General features: G+C 47.2%; 21 protein-coding genes. 12 read left to right on the top strand and 9 right to left on the bottom strand.

The annotated features are described in order from the left end of the window. The 6 genes from murC to lpxC all read left to right on the top strand — a co-directional run bounded on the left by murC (position 1) and on the right by lpxC (position 6576). Complete coding sequence (gene murC / locus NAF29_RS03710) at positions 1 to 1431, top strand: UDP-N-acetylmuramate--L-alanine ligase (RefSeq protein WP_251260267.1); 1431 nt, start codon at positions 1 to 3, stop codon at positions 1429 to 1431. Beyond that, a complete protein-coding gene (locus tag NAF29_RS03715; protein ID WP_251260133.1) occupies positions 1424 to 2341 on the top strand; it encodes a D-alanine--D-alanine ligase in 918 nt (305 codons plus the stop codon). Before murC ends, NAF29_RS03715 begins: the two co-directional genes overlap by 8 nt. A 13-nt stretch (positions 2342 to 2354) precedes the next feature. Then, on the top strand, positions 2355 to 3125 hold the full coding sequence (locus NAF29_RS03720) for a cell division protein FtsQ/DivIB (protein WP_251260134.1): 771 nt from the start codon (positions 2355 to 2357) through the stop codon (positions 3123 to 3125). Further along, entirely contained in the window at positions 3118 to 4353 is a 1236-nt protein-coding gene (gene ftsA / locus NAF29_RS03725) for a cell division protein FtsA (protein WP_251260135.1), read from the top strand. Before NAF29_RS03720 ends, ftsA begins: the two co-directional genes overlap by 8 nt. Positions 4354 to 4388: 35 nt before the next feature. Then, positions 4389 to 5552, top strand: coding sequence for a cell division protein FtsZ (gene ftsZ / locus NAF29_RS03730; RefSeq protein ID WP_251260136.1), 1164 nt, complete (start codon positions 4389 to 4391; stop codon positions 5550 to 5552). A gap of 115 nt (positions 5553 to 5667) precedes the next feature. Continuing rightward, positions 5668 to 6576, top strand: a complete 909-nt coding sequence (gene lpxC / locus NAF29_RS03735) for a UDP-3-O-acyl-N-acetylglucosamine deacetylase (protein ID WP_251260137.1) — start codon at positions 5668 to 5670, stop codon at positions 6574 to 6576. Between the two features lie 33 nt (positions 6577 to 6609). Here the strand turns inward: lpxC and NAF29_RS03740 are convergent, their stop codons facing one another. Then, positions 6610 to 7074, bottom strand: a complete 465-nt coding sequence (locus NAF29_RS03740) for a DUF721 domain-containing protein (RefSeq protein WP_251260138.1) — start codon at positions 7072 to 7074, stop codon at positions 6610 to 6612. 20 nt (positions 7075 to 7094) lie between these two features. Between NAF29_RS03740 and NAF29_RS03745 the strand changes: the two genes are divergently transcribed. From NAF29_RS03745 to mutT, 3 genes are all read left to right on the top strand, one after another. Further along, on the top strand, positions 7095 to 8042 hold the full coding sequence (locus NAF29_RS03745) for a M23 family metallopeptidase (RefSeq protein ID WP_251260139.1): 948 nt from the start codon (positions 7095 to 7097) through the stop codon (positions 8040 to 8042). A gap of 133 nt (positions 8043 to 8175) precedes the next feature. After that, complete coding sequence (gene secA / locus NAF29_RS03750; RefSeq protein WP_251260140.1) at positions 8176 to 10878, top strand: preprotein translocase subunit SecA; 2703 nt, start codon at positions 8176 to 8178, stop codon at positions 10876 to 10878. A gap of 3 nt (positions 10879 to 10881) precedes the next feature. Continuing rightward, the gene (gene mutT, locus NAF29_RS03755) at positions 10882 to 11280 is read left to right on the top strand and encodes an 8-oxo-dGTP diphosphatase MutT (RefSeq protein WP_251260141.1); all 399 of its coding nucleotides are present in this window, start codon (positions 10882 to 10884) and stop codon (positions 11278 to 11280) included. A 93-nt stretch (positions 11281 to 11373) separates the two neighbouring features. Here mutT and yacG read toward each other — a convergent pair whose 3' ends face one another. The 8 genes from yacG to nadC form a co-directional block, all read right to left on the bottom strand. Next, positions 11374 to 11598, bottom strand: coding sequence for a DNA gyrase inhibitor YacG (gene yacG, locus NAF29_RS03760; RefSeq protein ID WP_251260142.1), 225 nt, complete (start codon positions 11596 to 11598; stop codon positions 11374 to 11376). A gap of 3 nt (positions 11599 to 11601) precedes the next feature. Beyond that, complete coding sequence (gene zapD / locus NAF29_RS03765) at positions 11602 to 12345, bottom strand: cell division protein ZapD (RefSeq protein WP_251260143.1); 744 nt, start codon at positions 12343 to 12345, stop codon at positions 11602 to 11604. 33 nt (positions 12346 to 12378) lie between these two features. Further along, the gene (coaE, locus tag NAF29_RS03770) at positions 12379 to 12981 is read right to left on the bottom strand and encodes a dephospho-CoA kinase (RefSeq protein ID WP_251260144.1); all 603 of its coding nucleotides are present in this window, start codon (positions 12979 to 12981) and stop codon (positions 12379 to 12381) included. Position 12982: 1 nt separating this feature from the next. After that, complete coding sequence (locus tag NAF29_RS03775; protein WP_251260145.1) at positions 12983 to 13858, bottom strand: prepilin peptidase; 876 nt, start codon at positions 13856 to 13858, stop codon at positions 12983 to 12985. A gap of 5 nt (positions 13859 to 13863) precedes the next feature. Further along, positions 13864 to 15096, bottom strand: a complete 1233-nt coding sequence (locus NAF29_RS03780; RefSeq protein WP_251260146.1) for a type II secretion system F family protein — start codon at positions 15094 to 15096, stop codon at positions 13864 to 13866. Positions 15097 to 15130: 34 nt separating this feature from the next. Next, on the bottom strand, positions 15131 to 16837 hold the full coding sequence (gene pilB, locus NAF29_RS03785; RefSeq protein WP_251260147.1) for a type IV-A pilus assembly ATPase PilB: 1707 nt from the start codon (positions 16835 to 16837) through the stop codon (positions 15131 to 15133). Between the two features lie 136 nt (positions 16838 to 16973). Then, entirely contained in the window at positions 16974 to 17399 is a 426-nt protein-coding gene (locus NAF29_RS03790; protein ID WP_251260148.1) for a pilin, read from the bottom strand. 193 nt (positions 17400 to 17592) lie between these two features. After that, positions 17593 to 18435, bottom strand: coding sequence for a carboxylating nicotinate-nucleotide diphosphorylase (gene nadC / locus NAF29_RS03795; RefSeq protein WP_251260149.1), 843 nt, complete (start codon positions 18433 to 18435; stop codon positions 17593 to 17595). A 141-nt stretch (positions 18436 to 18576) separates the two neighbouring features. Here nadC and ampD point away from each other — a divergent pair, with 141 nt between their 5' ends. From ampD to pdhR, 3 genes are all read left to right on the top strand, one after another. After that, on the top strand, positions 18577 to 19131 hold the full coding sequence (gene ampD, locus NAF29_RS03800; RefSeq protein ID WP_251260150.1) for a 1,6-anhydro-N-acetylmuramyl-L-alanine amidase AmpD: 555 nt from the start codon (positions 18577 to 18579) through the stop codon (positions 19129 to 19131). Beyond that, positions 19131 to 20060: a beta-lactamase regulator AmpE gene (gene ampE, locus NAF29_RS03805; protein WP_251260151.1), complete on the top strand. Its 930-nt coding sequence runs from the start codon at positions 19131 to 19133 to the stop codon at positions 20058 to 20060. Before ampD ends, ampE begins: the two co-directional genes overlap by 1 nt. A 211-nt stretch (positions 20061 to 20271) precedes the next feature. Next, positions 20272 to 21054: a pyruvate dehydrogenase complex transcriptional repressor PdhR gene (pdhR, locus tag NAF29_RS03810; RefSeq protein WP_251260152.1), complete on the top strand. Its 783-nt coding sequence runs from the start codon at positions 20272 to 20274 to the stop codon at positions 21052 to 21054. Positions 21055 to 21095: the final 41 nt, after the last annotated feature.

A 21095-nucleotide genomic window follows, 5' to 3' on the forward strand; every position in this document is an offset into this window, starting at 1 on the left:
ATGCGTCGTGTGGAGCGTATTCATTTTGTTGGCATCGGTGGTGCTGGCATGGGCGGTATCGCAGAAGTATTGGCCGGAGAAGGGTACAGCGTCACGGGCAGTGACATTGCTGTGAATCCTATGGTCAACCGTCTTCGCGGTTTGGGTGTCCAAGTCTTTATTGGTCACGCCACAGAAAATATCGAAGGGGCCAGTGTGGTTGTTGTCTCCACCGCAATTGATGCCTCTAACCCAGAAATTGCCGCTGCGCAAGAAGCCAGAATTCCTTTGGTTCGACGAGCCGAAATGCTCGCTGAGTTAATGCGTTTTAGACATGGTATTGCGATTGCCGGAACACATGGTAAAACCACAACAACAAGCCTCACAGCAAGTATTCTTGCCGAGGCTGCAATGGATCCAACATTTGTTATTGGTGGCTTGCTCAACAGTGCCGGGACTAATGCTCGGCTAGGTAAAAGCCGTTACTTGGTTGCCGAAGCGGATGAAAGTGACGCGTCTTTTCTTCACTTGCAACCTATGATTTCAGTGATTACCAATATCGAAGCCGATCACATGGATACCTACCAAGGCGACTTTGAAAAACTCAAAGCGACCTTCCGTGAATTTATTCATAATTTACCTTTTTACGGCCTTGCCGTGATCTGCATTGACTGTGATGTGGCACGTGAATTGAGTGACGAAGGAGGGCGTCACGTAGTGACGTATGGCTTTAGTGAAGATGCTGATGTGAGAGCCAGTAATTACAGCCAACAGGGCGCCAGTTGCCAATTTACATTACACCGCCAAGGGTGCGACGACCTGATTGTTAGCCTCAATATGGCAGGGCAACACAACGTGCAAAATGCACTTGCTGCTATTGCTATTGCCACAGACGAAGGCGTAGACGATGAGCATATTTTAAATGCGCTAACGAAGTTTGAAGGCATTGGTCGTCGACTCGAACAATATGGTGACTTTGATACCGGGGCTGGGCAGGTCATGTTGGTGGATGACTATGGGCATCACCCTACAGAGGTTGCAGCAACATTAGCGGCGGTTAAACAAGCGTGGCCTGAACGACGCTTAGTTCTGGTGTATCAACCTCACCGTTACACTCGTACCCGAGATCTGTACGAAGATTTTGTCGATGTATTATCGCAAGCGGATGTATTGCTGTTGCTCGATGTTTATTCAGCGGGCGAAGAAGTCATTGCGGGGGCAGATAGCCGTTCTTTATGTCGCACCATCCGTCAACGTGGAAAGATTGACCCTATTTTTGTCAGTGGCCCAGCGGAGTTACCTGCGGTACTCGCAGATGTGATGACAGATCAAGATTTAGTCCTGACACAAGGGGCAGGCAGTGTGGGAGCGTTGGCTAAGCAACTTGCTCAATTGGAATTGAATGTAACCGCTATGAAAGCCACAGCAGAGGAGACTTCCGAAGATGCATGAGTTCGGTAAAGTTGCAGTGCTGCTAGGCGGACGTTCGGCAGAACGGGACGTCTCCTTAAAATCCGGTGCCGCGGTGCTTAAAGCATTGCAAGAGCAAGGGATTGATGCACATGCGTTTGACCCTTCAGAACAGCCACTGCAGAACTTAATTGATGACGGCTTCGAACGCGTGTTTATTGCGCTTCATGGTCGCGGCGGTGAAGACGGCGTCATGCAAGGAGCCTTGGAATGGCTTGGCTTACCATACACAGGTAGCCGAGTGCTAGGCTCTGCATTAGCGATGGACAAGATCCGCAGTAAACAAATTTGGCAAACCTTAGAGTTGCCCACGGCTGATTACCGAATTATCTCAGAGCCTTTGTCACTTCAATGTGCAGAGCAAGTGCTTGCCCAGCTGGACGGTAAAGTCATGGTAAAGCCGGCTTGTGAGGGGTCTAGTATTGGAATGGCTAAAGCTGAGAAGCCTCAAGAACTTGCCGACGCAATCGCAGAAGCACTGAAATTTGACGACAAAATACTGGTAGAGCGTTGGATTCAAGGACAAGAATACACGGTTACCATTCTCAATGGACGAGCGTTACCTGCGATTCGGATGCAGACGCCGCACGAATTCTACGATTACAGTGCTAAGTATCAGTCAAAAAGCACCGAATACTTTTGCCCTTGTGGTCTACCTGCAGAAGAAGAGCAGGCATTGAAAAAACACGCATTGCATGCTTTTGAGGCGCTCAATGGTGCAGGCTGGGGGCGCGTTGATGCAATGAAAGATGATGAAGGGCATTGGTACTTGCTGGAAGCGAATACGGTTCCGGGAATGACAGAAAAGAGCTTAGTGCCGATGTCGGCAAAGGCAGAGGGGATTGAGTTTCCTCAGCTCGTTGTGCAGATTTTGGCGGCAGCTACGGTCTGACATGGAGAACAGGGTGACCGACGGAGCCGATGAAGCCCGCAGTCTTCCTGAATGGGAGTTTTGGTTTGGTGTGGCATTTTTTATCGCCACATTAGTCGGCATGATGTATTTAGTGTACGGCGCAGTATTTGTATGGAATGACCGAGGCGCGTTGCCGGTTCAGAGTTTGCAAATTCATGGCGAACGGCGATTTGTAACCGACGACATGGTCCGCCAGAAGTTGTTGGCCAATGGACCACTACCAAGTTTAACCAGCTTGGATGTGAATTGGGTTCGGCAAACCCTTGTTGAGTTGCCGTGGATTAAACATGTGTCGATTCGCAAAGAGTGGCCGGATCAACTGGATGTGCATGTAGTGGAGTTTGTGCCCGTAGCGCGTTGGCAACAGCATCGGTTGGTGACTCAGGGCGGCGACTTATTTGAAGTGCCAGATACGTCTTTGGTGTCTGAGCTACCTCATGTAGACGCGTCTGATGGCTTGGTTGATGATGCGCTAAAGATGCTGGCTCAAGCGAAAAGCTTGACCGAAGACACCGAGCTTCAAATCGCCAGTATGGTGATCACAGCACGGCACAGTTGGACCATTACACTGGCCAACGGCATAGAATTGAGACTGGGAAGAGAGCAAGCGTTGTTGCGTTTCAAGCGTTTTTTAATGCTCTTTCCTACGCTGCAATTAGAGCAGCAAGCGTTACCCGAATATGTAGATTTAAGATATGACACAGGGGCAGCAGTGCGCTGGCCCATTAAAGATGAACAAGGGTTAACACCACCAAATGGCTAAAAGTAACGAACGCAAGCTCATTGTTGGATTGGATATCGGCACATCGCAGGTGACTGCGCTGGTTGGCGAAATCCTGATGGACGACAAGCTCAGCATTATTGGCGTGGGTAATCACGCAGCACGCGGCATGGATAAAGGCGGGGTTAATGATCTCGACTCGATTTGTCGTTGCGTTCAACGTGCGGTTCAAGAAGCGGAATTGATGGCAGATTGTCAGATATCATCTGTTTATTTGGGCATTTCAGGACGTCACATTAGCTGCCAGAACGAAAATGGCATGGTGTCGATTAATGGCCAGGAAGTCACACAGGATGATGTCGACAACGTCATCCATACAGCAAAATCGATTCCTATTTCGGACGAACGACGTTTGTTGCATGTATTGCCGCAGGAGTTTTCAATTGATTGCCAAGAGGACATCAAAAGCCCTATTGGTATGAATGGCATGCGTATGGAAGCCAAGGTGCACTTGATTACGTGCGCCAATGATATGGCACGCAATATTGAAAAGGTTGTAGAACGCTGCGGACTCAACGTCGACAAATTGATCTTCTCGACCCTAGCGTCAGGCTATTCAGTACTGACCGAAGATGAAAAAGAATTAGGTGTTTGCGTGGTCGATATGGGCGGCGGAACCATTGATTTAGTGGTTTATGTGAATGGCGCAATTCGTCATACCGCAGTGATACCTGTAGCGGGTAATCAGGTGACGAGTGATATTGCCAAGATCTTCCGTACTCCGCTAAATCACGCTGAAGAAATTAAGGTTCAATACGCATGTGCACAGCGTCAGTTAGTGAACATGCAAGACACCATTGAAGTGGCAAGTGTAGGTGGACGTCCAGCACGTACCATGTCTCGCCACACATTGGCTGAAGTGGTGGAACCTCGATACCACGAGTTGTTTGAGTTGGTGTTGGAAGAGTTGAAAGGATCTGGGTTGGCTGATCAGGTTGCCGCGGGCGTAGTGTTGACCGGCGGAACTGCAAAAATGGAAGGCGCTACTGAGTTAGCGGAAGATATTTTTCAGATGCCAGTGCGGTTAGGACAACCGCAAGAAGTAAAAGGATTGTATGACTATGTGAGTGATCCTGGCTATGCCACTGCAGTTGGCCTATTGCATTACGGTATGGAAGATGTACAGGGTAATACGCGAGAGCGCACGAGCACAGAACGGGTAGCGTCACTTGGAACCCGCCTATATGGCTGGTTTAAGGGCGAATTTTAGTATAGGGTGAGAACGTTAAAGACGGAGAGTCTGTCATGTTTGAGATTATGGAAAGCCATACTGACGAAGCGGTAATTAAAGTTATCGGCGTTGGTGGAGGCGGCGGAAACGCCATTGAGCATATGGTGCTAAATAGCATCGAGGGAGTAGAATTCCTTGTTGCGAATACCGATGCCCAAGCACTGCGAAAGTCTAGTGCGGGCAACAAAATTCAACTGGGCGGCAACATCACCAAAGGTTTAGGTGCGGGTGCAAACCCAGAAGTCGGTCGTCAGTCGGCAATGGAAGATCGCGAAGCCATCCAACAAGCGTTGGAAGGGGCCGATATGATTTTCATTGCTGGTGGTATGGGCGGTGGCACGGGTACAGGGGCAGCTCCAGTGGTTGCCGAGATTGCTCGTGAACTTGGAATCCTGACGGTAGCAGTGGTTACTAAACCATTCCCGTTTGAAGGTAAGAAACGCATGAACTTTGCGGCTCAAGGTATTGATGAGCTGGCAAAACATGTTGACTCACTGATTACGATTCCAAACGAAAAATTAATGAAGGTTCTAGGCCCTGGCACATCTTTGTTAGAAGCATTTAAAGCTGCAAACAACGTTTTATATGGTTCGGTTCAAGGCATTGCAGAGCTTATTACTCGTTCAGGTTTGATTAACGTCGATTTTGCTGACGTCAAAACAGTCATGTCTGAAATGGGCACTGCCATGATGGGCACCGGTGTTGCGACTGGCCCTGACCGTGCTCAAGAAGCGGCTGAGTTAGCGATTGCTTCACCTTTACTGGAAGATGTTGATTTAGCAGGTGCCCGCGGCATTCTGGTGAATATTACTGCTGGTTTAGATATTACGATTGAAGAGTTCGACACTGTGGGTAATTCGGTGAAGGCATTTTCTTCAGACAACGCGACGGTTGTTGTGGGTGCGGTTATTGACCCAGAAATGACTGATGAGCTTCGTGTGACCGTTGTTGCAACGGGCATAGGGGCAGAGCGCAAGCCTGATATTACCTTGGTTGAACCTGCTGCTGAAACATCACTTGATGTGCCAACCATGCGTCCACAAGCTCCTCGTACTCCGAGTGGTTCAAGTGGGTTCGCAGGCGCGGCTACAAGTAATGCAGCGGAAGCTGAAATGCCGGCACACAATGATGAAACATTGTTAGATATTCCAGCATTTTTGCGTAAGCAAGCGGATTAATACGCCGAAGTTGAAGTTGTTTGTTATTTGACCGATTTTGTGCAATGGTACAAATTCTGGTAGAATACCCGCCCTTCGGCAGTTATTAGTGGTAAAAGTGGAGTCTATACAGCCTATGATTAGACAGCGCACACTCAAGCAAGTGATTGAAGCAGTTGGAATTGGTTTGCATTCTGGTAACAAAGTGCAGCTCGTTTTACGCCCTGCTCCAGCAAACACTGGAATTGTGTTCCGACGCACAGATCTTGAGCCAGTTGTGGATATTCCCGCACGAGCAGAACTTGTTCGTGAAACCACCCTGTGTACAGCTCTCGTTACAGATGAAGGCGTTCGTATATCGACCGTCGAACATTTGATGGCGGCATTAGCTGGCATGGGTATCGATAACGCAATCGTTGAAGTCGATGCGCCAGAGATACCTATTATGGACGGTAGTGCTAGTCCATTTGTATATCTGTTGCAGCAAGCGGGCATTGAAGAACAACAGGCATCGAAGCGTTTTATTCGCATCACCAAAACCATTCGTATTGAAGATGGCGATAAATGGGCCGAGTTCTCACCCTATAACGGCTTCCGTATCGATTTCTCCATCGACTTTGCACACCCTGCAATCGACTCAGACACTCAACATAAAGAGTTGGATTTGTCGGCTTGTAACTTTGTGCAAGAAATTTCGCGAGCTCGTACGTTTGGTTTTATGCGTGATATTGAGTATCTCCAAGCCAATAATTTGGCCTTGGGAGGCAGTCTCGACAACGCGATTGTCCTCGATGAATACAAAATTTTAAACGATGGCGGATTACGTTATCGTGACGAATTTGTGAAGCACAAAATACTCGATGCCATTGGTGATTTGTACATGGCTGGCCACAGCATTGTAGGTGAAGTAAAAGCCTATAAATCAGGCCATGCTTTGAACAACATGTTGATCCGTGAATTACTTGCTCATCCCGAGGCCTGGGAGTACGTGAGTTACGAACAACAAGATTCACCCATCAGTTATCAAGTGCCAAGCTTGGCATAAATACCTGGTCAACTTAAAATGACAAAACCAGCGTTATGCTGGTTTTGTTTTTTCATGTTCAGCAAGTTTTAGTAGTTTAGATTTTAGCGGCTCTGGTACACGCTCAGCTAAATCTCTTAAGTCTGAAGCCGACTGTTGAGTGATTTCTCGATTTACGACATACCCTGAATCGGAGACTGCTTTAGCTTGAGAGTGTTTCGGGGAAACTTTGCTTTCGATTTGAGAAAGTGAAAGCATTCCTTGTTGTCTGAGTGTGGTGACAATTGCGTTTCTGTGCATATTCAAACGCCATTGCCATACCGGGTTGTCAACTTCAAGAGTCAGTATGCCGTGGTGCATACTAATCACTTGGCAATGCGGTGCAAGCTCATCATCGAGTGCTTTACGGACTCGATTTTGTAGTTGCTGCAGTTGACGCGAGCGAACAAATAGCTGTCCGATTTGTTGCGGACTATTTTGCAGTAATTCATCGACTGCGATAGGTTTAAAACGACGCATTGGAATAAAAGACGTAACTTATGAGTCAGACAAAAGTCATTGTATCCTTCAATCTCGGCAGGAAGCTAGTTAAATGGCAACTTCCTGTGGTGGGGTTGTTGTTTGGCTTTCTGACGCTTATTGCGTTTCTGATTGCACCATGGTGGTTGTCTCCTTACCTTGTAAAGCCCGTTCAATTCAAGCATCAGATCCAACACGCTATCTCGCAAACTCAACTTGAGTCGGAACGCATCGAAGCGCTGCGAAACAATATTCACGCTCAGGTGGCCATTGTTGCAAGCCGCATTGGAACGCTTCAAGCCAAATCATCTCAACTAGATTTACTGAGTGAACAGCTAGCGCAAGTGGCCAATGTGGATCAGCAGGAGTTTATTGTTGCCACCGTCAGTGATGCACAAGAACTCCCTCTAGACTCTGCGGGTGGCCCGCTGACAGAAGATTCAACCTTAAGTACAGAAGAACTTGTCGAGTTGTTGGTAAAACTCGATCATGTTGTAGCAAATTATGATGATAAACAAAGACAGCTCGAACTTTTATCGGTACTAATACAGCAGTCTGATGTGGCAGATGCAAGTTGGCTTTCCGGTCGTCCGGTTAGGTCTGGCGCTTTGTCATCAGGGTTTGGGGTGCGAAAAGATCCAATTACAGGTCGTCGCGCAAGTCATTGGGGTGTCGATTTTGCTGGCCGTACAGGTGATGATGTATTGGTCACAGCCGCGGGTGTTGTGACTTGGGCCGGATACCACTCGGGTTACGGTAATATGGTTGAAGTGAGCCACGGGGGGGGGTATACCACACGCTATGGTCACAACGACAAATTATCGGTAAGTGTTGGAAATGTTGTCACAAAAGGTGATGTCATTGCTTCAATGGGCAGCACGGGGCGCTCAACTGGGCCTCATGTTCACTACGAAGTTTTGAAAAATGGCCGGCAGGTCAACCCTTCTCCCTTTATTTTTCGAAAATAGACCCAATATCAGACTTTACCTGTAGAGAAGATCCGTTCATCATGCTGGGTCATCAGAATACGTGCAGCTAACTCGAGCATCACATTCCGTTCAACGTTGATGCCAGTTTAAAACGAAAATAATTAGGCAAGCCATGTTTGTAAAATTAATGACCTCTTTGTTTGGTAGCAAGAATGACCGAACGTTAAAAAAATTGCGCAAAGTCGCAGCCAAAGTCAATGCTATCGAATCAGACTTTGAAGGTCTTTCAGACGATGAACTCAAGCAGAAGACTCAAGAGTTCCGAGACCGCCTAGAGGGCGGAGAAACGCTTGAGGCGATTCTTCCAGAAGCTTTTGCAACAGTCCGCGAATCCAGTAAACGCGTATTTGGTATGCGTCATTTTGATGTGCAGCTGATTGGCGGCATGGTACTCAATAACTGTTCTATCGCAGAGATGAGAACAGGTGAAGGTAAAACTCTCACCGCGACGTTAGCTGCCTACTTGAACGGTTTGACAGGGAAAGGTGTTCACGTCATCACAGTGAACGATTATCTGGCAAAGCGCGATGCTGAATGGAACACACCTCTTTTCGAATTCTTAGGCATGACCGTTGGCATTAACTTGTCGGGAATCCCGCAAGAAGCCAAAAAAGCGGCATACAATTCTGACATTACCTACGGAACCAATAACGAATTTGGTTTCGACTATCTTCGCGACAACATGGCGTTCCGTCCTGAAGATCGAGTGCAGCGACCTTTGTTTTTTGCTGTGATCGATGAGGTTGATTCGATTTTGATCGATGAAGCTCGCACGCCTCTGATTATTTCAGGGCCAGCGGAAGACAGCTCTGAGTCGTATAAAAAAATTGATGTGCTGATTCCGAAGCTCGAAAAAGCTGAAGCTGATGATTCAGAAGACGAGCGCGCGGTAGGTGACTTTACGGTTGATGAAAAAGGCCGCCAAGTTCACTTAACTGAACAAGGCCAAGAACATATTGAACGCTTGTTGTCTGAAAATGGCATGTTGGCCGAGGGCGAATCACTCTATGATGCGGCCAATATTGGCTTGTTGCATCACGTGAACGCAGCCCTTCGTGCTCATTCCTTGTTTAAGAAAGATGTAGATTACATTGTTGCAGACAATGAAATTGTGATTGTTGATGAGCACACTGGCCGAACCATGCCGGGGCGTCGCTGGTCTGAAGGTTTACACCAAGCGGTTGAGGCCAAAGAAGGTGTGAACATTCAAAATGAAAACCAGACACTCGCATCCATCACATTCCAGAACTACTTCCGCTTATACAGCAAACTATCCGGTATGACCGGTACTGCTGATACCGAAGCATTTGAATTCCAAAGCATCTATGGGCTCGATACGGTGGTGATTCCAACCAACCGCCCAATGGTTCGTGATGACATGGCCGATCAGGTTTACCTGACCGCCGAAGAAAAATACATCGCCATTGCGGAGGACATTAAAGTCCAAACCGAAAAAGGGCGTCCGGTATTGGTAGGTACGATTACCATCGAAACCTCAGAGCTACTGTCTAGTTTGCTCAAGAAAGCCAAAATCAAGCACAACGTATTGAACGCCAAATTCCATGAGCGAGAAGCCGAAATTGTTGCTGAAGCAGGCCGTTCTAGCGCGGTCACGATTGCAACGAACATGGCCGGTCGTGGTACTGATATTGTGTTGGGAGGGAGTTGGCAGTCAGAAATAGATGCGCTTGATGAACCGACCGAAGAACAAATCGCAACAATCAAAACTGATTGGCAGGTCCGCCATGATGCGGTGATTGCAGCAGGTGGTTTACATATCATTGGTACAGAGCGTCACGAATCTCGCCGTATTGATAATCAGTTGCGGGGCCGTTCGGGACGTCAGGGTGATCCAGGTGCTTCTCGCTTCTATCTATCATTGGAAGATCCACTGATGCGTATTTTCGCATCCGATCGCATGGGTTCCATGATGAAGAAGCTCGGCATGGAAAAAGGCGAGGCGATTGAGCACCCTTGGCTGAGCAAAGCTATTGAGAATGCACAGCGTAAAGTTGAAGCTCGTAACTTCGATATGCGTAAGCAGTTGCTTGAATATGATGATGTTGCCAATGACCAACGTAAGGTGATTTACTCGCAACGTAATGAACTGATGGACGCAGAAGACATTAAAGATGCTGTTGCAAATATTCGCACCGATGTGGTCGATGGCATTATTAGCCAATACATTCCTAACCAGTCGTTAGAAGAAATGTGGGATGTTGCAGGCCTTGAAGAGCGCTTGAAATCTGATTTTGCGCTGGAAATACCCATTCAGCAGTGGCTTAACGATGAAGATGATTTGCACGAAGAAGGTGTTCGTGAGCGTATTCATGGTGGCTTCATTGAAGCTTACAAACTCAAAGAAGAAATGGTAGGTGAACAAGTTGTTCGAAACTTTGAAAAAGCCATTATGCTGCAAAGTCTCGATAGCCATTGGAAAGATCACTTAGCGGCGATGGATCATTTGCGTCAAGGTATTCATTTGCGAGGTTATGCGCAGAAGAATCCGAAGCAGGAATATAAGCGCGAATCCTTTGCTTTATTCGGCGATATGCTTGATGCCTTGAAAGTTGACGTGATTTCTATCTTGAGCAGAGTACGTGTGCAAGCTCAGGAAGATGTTGAAAAAGTTGAAGAGCAACGCCGACAGCAGCAAGAAGCTACGCCTAAGACGTATCAAGGTTCTTCTGAAGCCAGTGAACAAGCTAAACCTAAACAAGGCACGATTCGCGACGAGCCTAAAGTGGGCCGTAATGAACCTTGCCCTTGTGGTTCTGGCAAGAAGTACAAGCAATGTCACGGTAAGTTGTCGTAACCGATGAAAGTTGTTCATGTTGCGGTGGGTGTGATTGAGCGCGACCGCAACATATTTATTACTCGCAGAGCAAGTCACCAGCATCAAGGTGGCAAGTGGGAATTTCCGGGTGGTAAATGTGAAGGGGCTGAAACTGTGCTTCAAGCTCTTAGCCGAGAGCTTCATGAAGAAATAGGTATTGAGTGCCATTCGTTCCAGCCGCTGGTTGTGATCCAACATGACTATGGCGATAAACAAGTGAAGCTCGATACTCATTGGGTGCGCGACTTTGCCGGTGAACCAACGGGTTTAGAAGGGCAGGAAGGGCGCTGGGTGGCTGTAGAAGAGCTTTCTAGCTATGAGTTCCCTGAAGCTAACGAAGAGATACTCAAGCGCGTAGTGAGTGATTTGAGCTCGTTGTAAGAGCTGCCGAAAGAATGGGTTTATATAAGTATCAAAAAGGCAGCGTGAATACGCTGCTTTTTTGTTAGAACCCATAAACTATTTCGTCAAAGCTTAGTCTTGAGTAGGGTCTACCTGCATTTTCGCCATCAGCGCGAATAACTCCTCGTCGGTCATGTTTTCCATTTGCGATGGGTCGGGCTTACCTGCGATTCGATTGTTCTCATCGGCCCACTCTCCCAAATCAATCAATTTGCAACGCTCGCTGCAAAATGGGCGGAATGTGTTGCTCGTTTGCCATACTACTTCGGTTTGGCAGCTGGGGCACTTCACCTTCATAAATCAACTCACTGATAACTTAAATTCGATGTCTTGATCCACGCTGCTGCCTTGGCTATCTAAGCTCATAAAGCGCACTGTAAACCGATGTTTATTACCTGAAACGGTTGGGTAAACGCCCGTAACCGCTGGGCAGTCGATGCGCAATAACTGCAAATTTTCAGCGCTATCTTGATAAAAGCCTTTTTTCGCTATGGCGGGTCTAAATAGTTTGCCGTCGCGGACTAGCTGCATCAGTAGGGCAATCGAAACCCGTAAGGAGTCCAGAGTGCTGATCCAGCGATGCATGTCTGTTTGACGAGTTTCAGCGTCCAAGCCTATCCAGTGGTGTAGTTGCGGCACGTCGAAGCAGCAATTCCCTCCAGGAATGCTAAATCGTTGGCGAATGCCCGATAAAAAGCGATCGTCTTTCAGGCAATTCGCGAGTCGAACTTGCCCTCGTAATTCGCCGAGGCATTTTTGAATCGACTGATCGAGCTGTTTCAGCGCGGCTTGGTCGACATTGGGATATTGCGCCCACCGAGCGATTTCTTTTTGTTGAGATTCAAGATCTTTGATGAGATCTTGGCGGATGTCAGCCCGTTCAAGCACTTCGAGAATATCGAAGATTGATGAAAAGAAACTGAGCCCCGATTGTTCGGTATCGAATTCCATTGCTTGTATGCAGCGCTGAAAAAGCTGCTCAATACGCAAGTATGTACGAGATGATTCATTCAGGGGAAATTGATATATCAAGCTTTCAGACATTCTTATTCCGTTTGGATGCGACAGACAAAGAGCCTATGAGGTCTGTTTAGCGAATTCTAGGTAATGCTGATGCAACTGTAAAACCGATTTTTCAGTCTTTGCCCATATATTTTCATTTGAGATGATGTCATCCGCAGCATGTAACCGCTGCCACCGACTGGCTTGTCGTCTCATGATGGCTTGGGCTTCTTGCGCAGAAACATTGTCTCTGGACATAGTCCGTTGCAATTGAATTGACTCAGCTACATCCACCACCAAAATTCGATTGGCAAGCGATTGCAGTCGATTTTCAACCAGTAGCGGTATGACTAAAACAGTATATGGCGTGGTTTGCTGCCGACACTGATGAATCATTTGTTCGCGAATGAGGGGATGTAAAAGGTCGTTAAGCCATTGTCGCTTACCCTCATCTTCAAATACTTCCGTGCGTAGCTTCGATCGATTGAGCGTCCCATCGTCATTCAGAATGCCGTCCCCAAACTGATCTTGGATACGTGCTAACCCTAAAGTACCAGGGGCAACCACATCACGGGCGATAATATCAGCATCAACCAGCCCTGCACCGAGCGAATGAAATGCACTGGCGACAGTGGATTTTCCGCTGCCTATGCCGCCCGTTAAGCCCACAATAAACACATTAATACCCCAGCATATGAAGGTATTGAGACAGAATGACATCGCCCCACATGAGCGCGAGCCAGCCTGCGATTGCGAGGTAGGGGCCAAATGGAATGGGTTTCTGACTGTCGCGGCCTTTTAACACAATCATGGCGATACCTATCACCGCGCCTACTAAGCTAGAAAGCAAGATCACTAAAGGTAGCATTTGCCAGCCCAGCCATGCGCCAATTGCAGCGAGCAATTTGAAGTCGCCATACCCCATACCTTCTTTCCCGGTAATGAGTTTAAAGGCCCAATAGATGGTCCAAAGTGATAGGTAGCCAGCAATGGCGCCAATCACACCATCGGTGAGAGTGAATGGGCTCCAAATGATATGCGTGAGAAGCCCCCCCCAAAGCAGCATGTAATTGAGAGGGTCGGGCAATAAGTAATGGTCGACATCGATAAAGGTCAAGCAAATCAGAAACCAAGTGAGCAATACAACTGCGAATCCATATGCACTGTAATCAAAGTGAATCAACACTAATACTGACAGCGCTGCGGTCATCAGCTCAATTAAGGGATATCGAATGGAGTAGGGGGCTTGGCAACTTGCACATTTACCACCGAGTATGAACCAACCTAATATAGGTAAGTTATGCCAAGGTTTAATCTGTGTATTGCAGTGACTGCAACGAGACGCAGGAACCAATAAATTAAAGCGTTCGAGTGGTTGTGGTGTTTCATTGTTCGCCATGGCCATTTCTTGTCGCCATGCGCGTTCTTGCATGATGGGTAAACGATAGATCACAACGTTCAAAAAGCTTCCAACTAATGCGGCAAAGACAAAGCTAAGGGCCGCAATCAAATATGGATTGTCTTGTGCGAGTAGTGCAATGGTTTCAAAAAACATAATTATTAACCGACCACTTGGCCTAGTTGGAAAATAGGGAGGTACATCGAGACGATCAAACCGCCAACAAGAATACCAATCACCACCATAATAAGCGGCTCTAATAAGGCACTTAAATTATCAACGGCATCATCCACTTGTTGTTCGTAAATGCCAGCAACTTTGGCCAGCATGTCGTCCAAAGAGCCTGACTCCTCCCCGATCATGACCATTTGATTGACCATATCAGGAAACATATCAGACTGACGCATCGCACTATTTAATTGGATTCCCGATGACACATCTGATTTGACTGAGCGAATAGCGTCTCGATAAACCGCGTTGCCGGACGCGCCAGCGGCCGAATCCAGTGCATCAATTAGAGGTACACCGGCAGCAAACGTAGTGGATAATGTGCGCGTGTAACGGGCCACGGCAGCTTGGTTTAAGATGTTGCCTACCACCGGCAGTTTGAGAATCGCTTTGTCGGTATTGTCGCGAACTTTCAGTGACGAACGGTGGGCATGCCGAAAGGCAAATGCAAACGCAGCAATGGCGATGACCACCAGTAAGATATTGTTGGTCAGCCAGTTCGACAAACCGATCACAAACAGGGTAAAGGCTGGCAGTTCGGCTCCAAAGTTAGAAAAAATCTCTTCAAAGCTCGGCACCACGAAGACTAATAAAATGGCTGTGACTGCAATCGCGACGGCGACGACGATTGAAGGGTACATCATCGCTTTTTTGATTTTAGCTTTGAGCGCCTCGGCTTTTTCTTTATAGGTTGCCACACGGTCATAAATGGCATCTAAAGCGCCAGACTGCTCTCCACTTGCGACTAAATCGCAATATAAGTCGTCAAAGTGGCGCGGGTGTTTGCGCAATGTGTCACTCAGAGGGTTGCCGGCTGACACTTCACCATGAATTTCTTCTAGTAAGACTCGAACAGCAGGTTTTTCACTGCCTTTACCGATGATTTCTAGCGCTTGTACCAAAGGTACTCCTGCCCCCAGCATGGTGGCGATTTGGCGTGTCACCATGCAAATGTCCATGGCTTTTATGCCGCCGCCAAATGAAAATAGCGGGGAGGCTTTTTTCTTTATTTTGGAGACTGCAATAGCTTGTTTACGAAGCTGCCCCTTAACGGCTTGCTCATTGGCACCTACGGTTTCACCACTGACACGTTTGCCTTTGCGATTGATGCCGGTCCATTCAAATGTATTGAGTTGAGGGCCTTTTTTGGCTGGAGTTTTGACCATCTAACACTCTTCCTTACTCAGCAACGGACTGCTACTAAAAACTTGTGACGCGTGAGGCTTCAACTAACGAAGTGACGCCTTGCTTAACTTTATTTAATGCTGACTGCCGCAAGTTATGCACGCCTTCAATTTGCATCTGGTCAGCTATTTGAAGCGAGTTGCCGCCTTCAACAATCAGTCTTGCGATGTCGTCAGACATGGGCATTACCTCATAAATACCCACACGCCCCTTATAGCCACCGGTGCAATCATCGCAGCCTACTGCTTCGAAGATGTCGAGCCCTTGGTCGATCTCGTCTTGAGTGAAACCTTCAGACAACAGTGCGTGAGGCGGTAAGTCATGGGGGCGTTTGCACTTAGGGCAGAGTCGCCTTGCCAGGCGCTGTGCAATAACAAGCGTTACAGAACTAGCGATGTTATAGGCTGGAACACCCATATTTAATAGGCGAGTGAGTGTTTCAGCTGCTGAATTCGTATGCAATGTCGATAATACCAAGTGGCCTGTTTGAGACGCTTTAATGGCAATTTCGGCAGTTTCTAAATCTCGAATCTCTCCCACCATAACGACATCAGGATCCTGTCGCAAGAAGGCCCTCAAGGCTGATGAAAAGTCGAGTCCTGCTCGGGTGTTAATCTGTACTTGGTTAATGCCGCTTAAGTTAATCTCGACCGGATCTTCTGCCGTTGCAATGTTGCGCTCTTCGGTGTTAAGAATGTTTAAACCGGTGTACAAAGAAACTGTTTTACCCGAACCGGTTGGGCCGGTCACCAGAATCATACCTTGAGGTTGATTTAACGCGTTAATGAAGAGCTCTTTTTGAGCTTGTTCGTAGCCCAATAAATCAATGCCGAGTTGTGCGCTGGAGGAGTCGAGTATTCGCATCACCACCTTTTCGCCCCAAAGTGTAGGCAAGGTGCTGACACGAAAATCAATGGATTTACTGCGGCTGATCCTCAGTTTGATGCGACCGTCTTGAGGTACTCTTCGCTCTGCTATGTCGAGGCTGGCCATCACTTTGAGTCGGGCAGCAAGGCGCCCCGACATTGAAATAGGTGGGCTTGCTACTTCATGTAAAATGCCGTCGATACGAAAGCGCACTCGATAGCGCTTTTCATAGGGTTCAAAGTGAAGATCTGAAGCGCCTTTCCGAATAGCGTCCATCAACAATTTGTTAATATAAATAACAATCGGAGCATCGTCGGAGTCATCGGTAGCGTCGTCGTCTTGCGCTTCAGTGTCTTGAACCTCCATGCCGGCGAGTTCATCGTCAGAAATATCGCCTAAATCAATGTCATCAAAGCCTGTGTCGAGCAGTTTATCAATGGCTTTGGCAAGCTTGTCATGCTCAACTAATACCGCTTCAGTACGGCGACCTAAGTTGAATTGGAAATCTTCCAGAGCGGAGATGTTGACCGGATCATCAACCGCAACTAACAGCACGCCGTGTTGCACGTAAAGGGGAAGTGCATGGTGTTTTCGGATAAGAGATTCGTTGCGGTACTCGTCGGCAATTTCATCTAGAGCAACGGAGTCGAGATCAAGGGTTGCAATCCCATATTCGTCACCCAACATTTGCTGTAGGGCTTTGCCGCTGACATATTCTTGCTCGAGTAGGAGCGATATAAAGTTGCGTTTACTGGTTCGAGCTTGTTCAACCAAGCTCACTGCATCCGCAGCCTCAACAATCCGTTTTCTGACCAGTAGGGTCGCGAGGCCTTGAATCTTGGCTGCTTTATCCATTTGTAACCAAACCACTATTCGACATTTTCACGATTATAGGGAGGTTGCAAGGGCAATGGAATCACTAAATATCATTCTTGAGGTCTAAAAAAGCCGCGATATACGCGGCTTTTCAGGTAAATTGTTTAGTCAGCGACTAACACAGGGTTGTTGGAGTGCAAGCAGAAGACCATGTTAGCGCTTTAGTCGTGCTGTCCTGAGTCGGAGTCAATACATATGTAGCAGCGGCCGTTCCGTTCTTAAGATTTGATGCTGCACTTGCAGTTGCAGTAATCACGCCAGCAGAAGATGTTGATACGCCAGTCACTGTACTTGTGCCTGTACCAGCTGTTACTGCTGCAGGTACGCCATTCGAACCATTTCCACATGCAGTCAATGCGCCGGTAATTTGAGCACAAATCTCAACAGCAGTTTTAGCTGCAGCAGTGGCATTAGTCACTTCAGTAAATTTAGCTTTATCTGTGTATGAGTTATACGCAGGCAGTGCAACCATTGCCAAAATACCAATGATCGCAACAACAATCATTAATTCAATGAGCGTAAAACCTTTTTGAGTATTCATGGTATATGTCCCTGTAATTCGATGAAACGTAATTATTTTGTTTTCCAAGATACTAGGGAGCAAAAATGACCATTGCAACAACAAAGTGTCAACTTCTTATACATTTTTTGAAATGTGCCCACAAAGTGCCAAGAATGCGACATATGCCATTTTTTTGAGGCCTAAAAGCAGGTTAAAACAGCGCTTTTGAGCGCTAATCGGTAAACCTCATTGAGAAGTCAACAGCGGCAATATGCTTGGTCAATGCTCCTACTGAGATAAAATCGACGCCCGTATCAGCAATATGCCGAATGGTGGTGAGGTTGACGTTGCCCGATGCTTCAAGTTCAGCTTTGCCGGCATTGATGGCAACCGCTTCGCGCATTAGATCCAGAGAGAAGTTATCGAGCATGATGCGATCGGTGTCGGCATTAAGTGCTTGTTGCAGCTCATCTAGGTTTTCTACTTCTACTTCCACTGGCTTGCTGGGAAAGCTGGTTTTAGCTTGAGAGACTGCCGCTTGAATGGAACCGGCTGCAGCAATATGATTTTCTTTGATGAGAAACGCATCATACAAGCCAAAGCGATGGTTCACGCCGCCACCGCAAGCAACCGCATATTTTTGAGCATTCCGCATTCCTGGAATGGTTTTACGGGTGTCGAGCAGTCGAACACCTGTTCCCTCAATGACATCCACATAGCTGCGTGTGGTGGTTGCTGTGCCTGATAGAGTTTGTGCAATGTTCAGCAGCGTGCGCTCGCCCGTCAGCAAATCCCGTGAAGGACCCGACAATGTGCAAACACACTGGTTTTCTTCCATGAAGTCGCCGTCTTTAACATGCCAATCTAAGATCACTCTGTTGCCAAGCTGGCGAAAAACTTCATTACCCCACTCTATCCCACAGAAAATAGCAGGCTCTCGGCTAATAATGCGGGCAACACTCACGTTTTTTTCAGGGATGAGCGATGCAGATATATCGCCATGATCAGAAGAGAGAAGGTTTAAATCTTCCGCTAAACATTGTTGGACTAATTGAGTTATGTCGGCTTGGTTCATCTTAGGGACTCATCGCACTGCAAATTTAGTGTGCCACAGTTTACGCGGAGTCGGTTCGGTTGCCCACCCTTGAAAGGCGTTGAGCCGCTAATAAATGGTTGCTACATTGCCACCCTAAGTTGACGCTTAATGAGGAATCTCATGCAACTCGATCAAGAATATCGGCTCAGGGACGTCGTTCAACGACCCTCGCCCCATTTTGACGCCCGGCCTTTGGGGACTGAGCCTAATTTACTCGTGATCCACAATATCAGTTTGCCACCGGGATGTTTCGATGGTGATGATATCGACCACTTGTTCATGGGCACCTTGGATTGCGCATCGCATGATTTCTATCATGAGTTAGTCAATGTTAGGGTGTCAGCTCATTGTGTGATTCGGCGAGACGGCTCAATTCGGCAGTACGTGCCATTCAATTTAAGAGCGTGGCATGCAGGGAGCTCAAGTTTCCAAGGCAAGACAGCATGCAATGACTTCTCAATTGGTATTGAACTGGAAGGAACAGATCAGAGTGGCTTTACATCAGATCAGTACCAGCGTCTAATTGCAGTGACTCGAACCTTGATGGACTGCTATCCCGGTATTACATTGGGGTCTATTGTTGGTCACTCTGATATTGCGCATGGGCGCAAAACGGACCCAGGATTTGGATTTGACTGGTGCATGTTCCGCACCTTACTAACGGATACTGATTGATGACTTTGCTTTCCTTACTTATAGCGCTGGCGATTGAGCGTATTTTAGTCCCCTCAAAACATTGGCAGTTTTCAACTTATTTGGCGCAATATTTTAATTCGTTGAATCGCATTGGACGCAGTAAAGCATGGTTTGAACAACCTCTGGGGGTGGTCATTATTGCTGCTATTCCAGCGCTGCTAGTCGCGCTTCTACTGAATGTAATTGAAGGCGCTTTTTTAGGTTTACTGTCGTTAATTGTGACCACATTGATTGTTATTTTGGCGATGGGCTGTCAACAAGCTCGCCAAGCCTATAAAAAATTCTTACGTGCGGCATGTCGTGGGGATGAAACCGCATGTTTTATCGTTGCGCAAGAAATGGGCGCAGTAGCCCCTAAAGTTGAAGGCGAAGCTGAGACTGCACCAGAGCAAGAACACGCGCAGCTCGAATATGGAGTCGGCCAAGCTCTCACTTGGATTAATTATCGCTATTATATCGCAGTAATGCTTTGGCTGATTATTTTTGGTCCTGTGGGTGTGGTGTTTTATGTTGGATTAAGAACCTTGGTTGATTGGCATCAAGATGAAAAGGGCAACGATGCTCAAGTCGATGCCGATTTTGAAGGAGCAGTACAACCTCAACGCAGCATTGCAGATCAGGTGCTTGGGTGGTTGGATTACATTCCGGTTCGGATCGCGAGTCTTGGTTTAACCTTTGTGGGTAACTTTAGTAAAGCGATGCCCGTATGGTTGGAAAATGTATTCAATACCAAAGACAGTGCTAAGTCTCACTTGATTCGTATTTCATTGGTGGCTGAAGACATTGATGATCCAAAGAACCCCACGTGTGTGGTCAGCGTCACCAAATTCGTAGAAGTTGCAAAGCGCAACGTACTGCTTGTTCTGAGCTTTATCGCTATCCTGACATTGTATGGCAGTATTTCTTAACCGACGCTGTTAAAGGTCAGACCTGTTGTTTGGCCTTTATTGTCGCGAGATCATGGAAATTCCCCGATACTTTGCATCTGTTGAGACTTTAATCGCTAGACAGACACCGTAGGCTCTGCTAAATTTTTGTTCGGTAAAATGGTATTACCAATTTTGTCTGCCCTTAATTTCAATCGAAATTTGCAGCTTAAATTTAGAGAATGAATCACTAATGACACGAACAAGCGCCTCATTTAATGTGGTGAAACAGCCTCGCTTGGCGGATGCTATTGTCGATGAGCTCGAACGCATGCTCATTGAAGGCGTGTTTGTGCCCGGAGAAAAGCTTCCATCCGAACGTGAGCTTGCCGCTCAGTTTAATGTGTCTCGCCCATCGTTGCGCGAAGCCATCCAAAAGCTTGAAGCGAAGGGATTGTTGATTCGAAAACAAGGTGGCGGAACATTTGTCAGCGAGTCGAGCTGGGAAAGTGTTGCAGAACCTCTATTCCAATTAATGGCTCATCACCCTGAATCGCAATTTGATCTCTTAGAGTTTCGTCATGCTCTGGAAGGTATCTGTGCATACTATGCCGCAGTGCGTGGTACTGAAACCGATGATGAGCAGCTCGCTCAATGCATTGACAGCATTGGTCAAGTAGAGCTGTCTGAAGCAACCCTGACCGAGCATGCAAATGCAGTCATGGCGTTTCATTTAAAAATGGCCGAAGCAAGCCATAATGTTGTGGTGCTGCAAGTCATGCTTTGTTTAAAGCCCTTGTTGCAGCAGAACATTGAAGAAAATTTAACTCAAATGATGTTGCGTGAAGATGCACAACGTCATGTTGCGGAACACCGTCGCCATTTACTTGCAATGATAGTGGAACGTAAACCAGAGCTGGCACGTCAAGCCAGTCACGAACACCTAGCTTATATCGAGGAAGCAATGCTTGATGTAAGCCGGGAAACTACTCGAGTAGAGCGCTCGTTGCGCCGAGTTCGTAGTAGCAATAAATAACAAGATGGCACCTCGTTATTCGGGCGTGTCGCAGGCTGAAC

Source organism: Echinimonas agarilytica (assembly GCF_023703465.1).
Taxonomy (GTDB): Bacteria; Pseudomonadota; Gammaproteobacteria; order Enterobacterales; family Neiellaceae; genus Echinimonas; species Echinimonas agarilytica.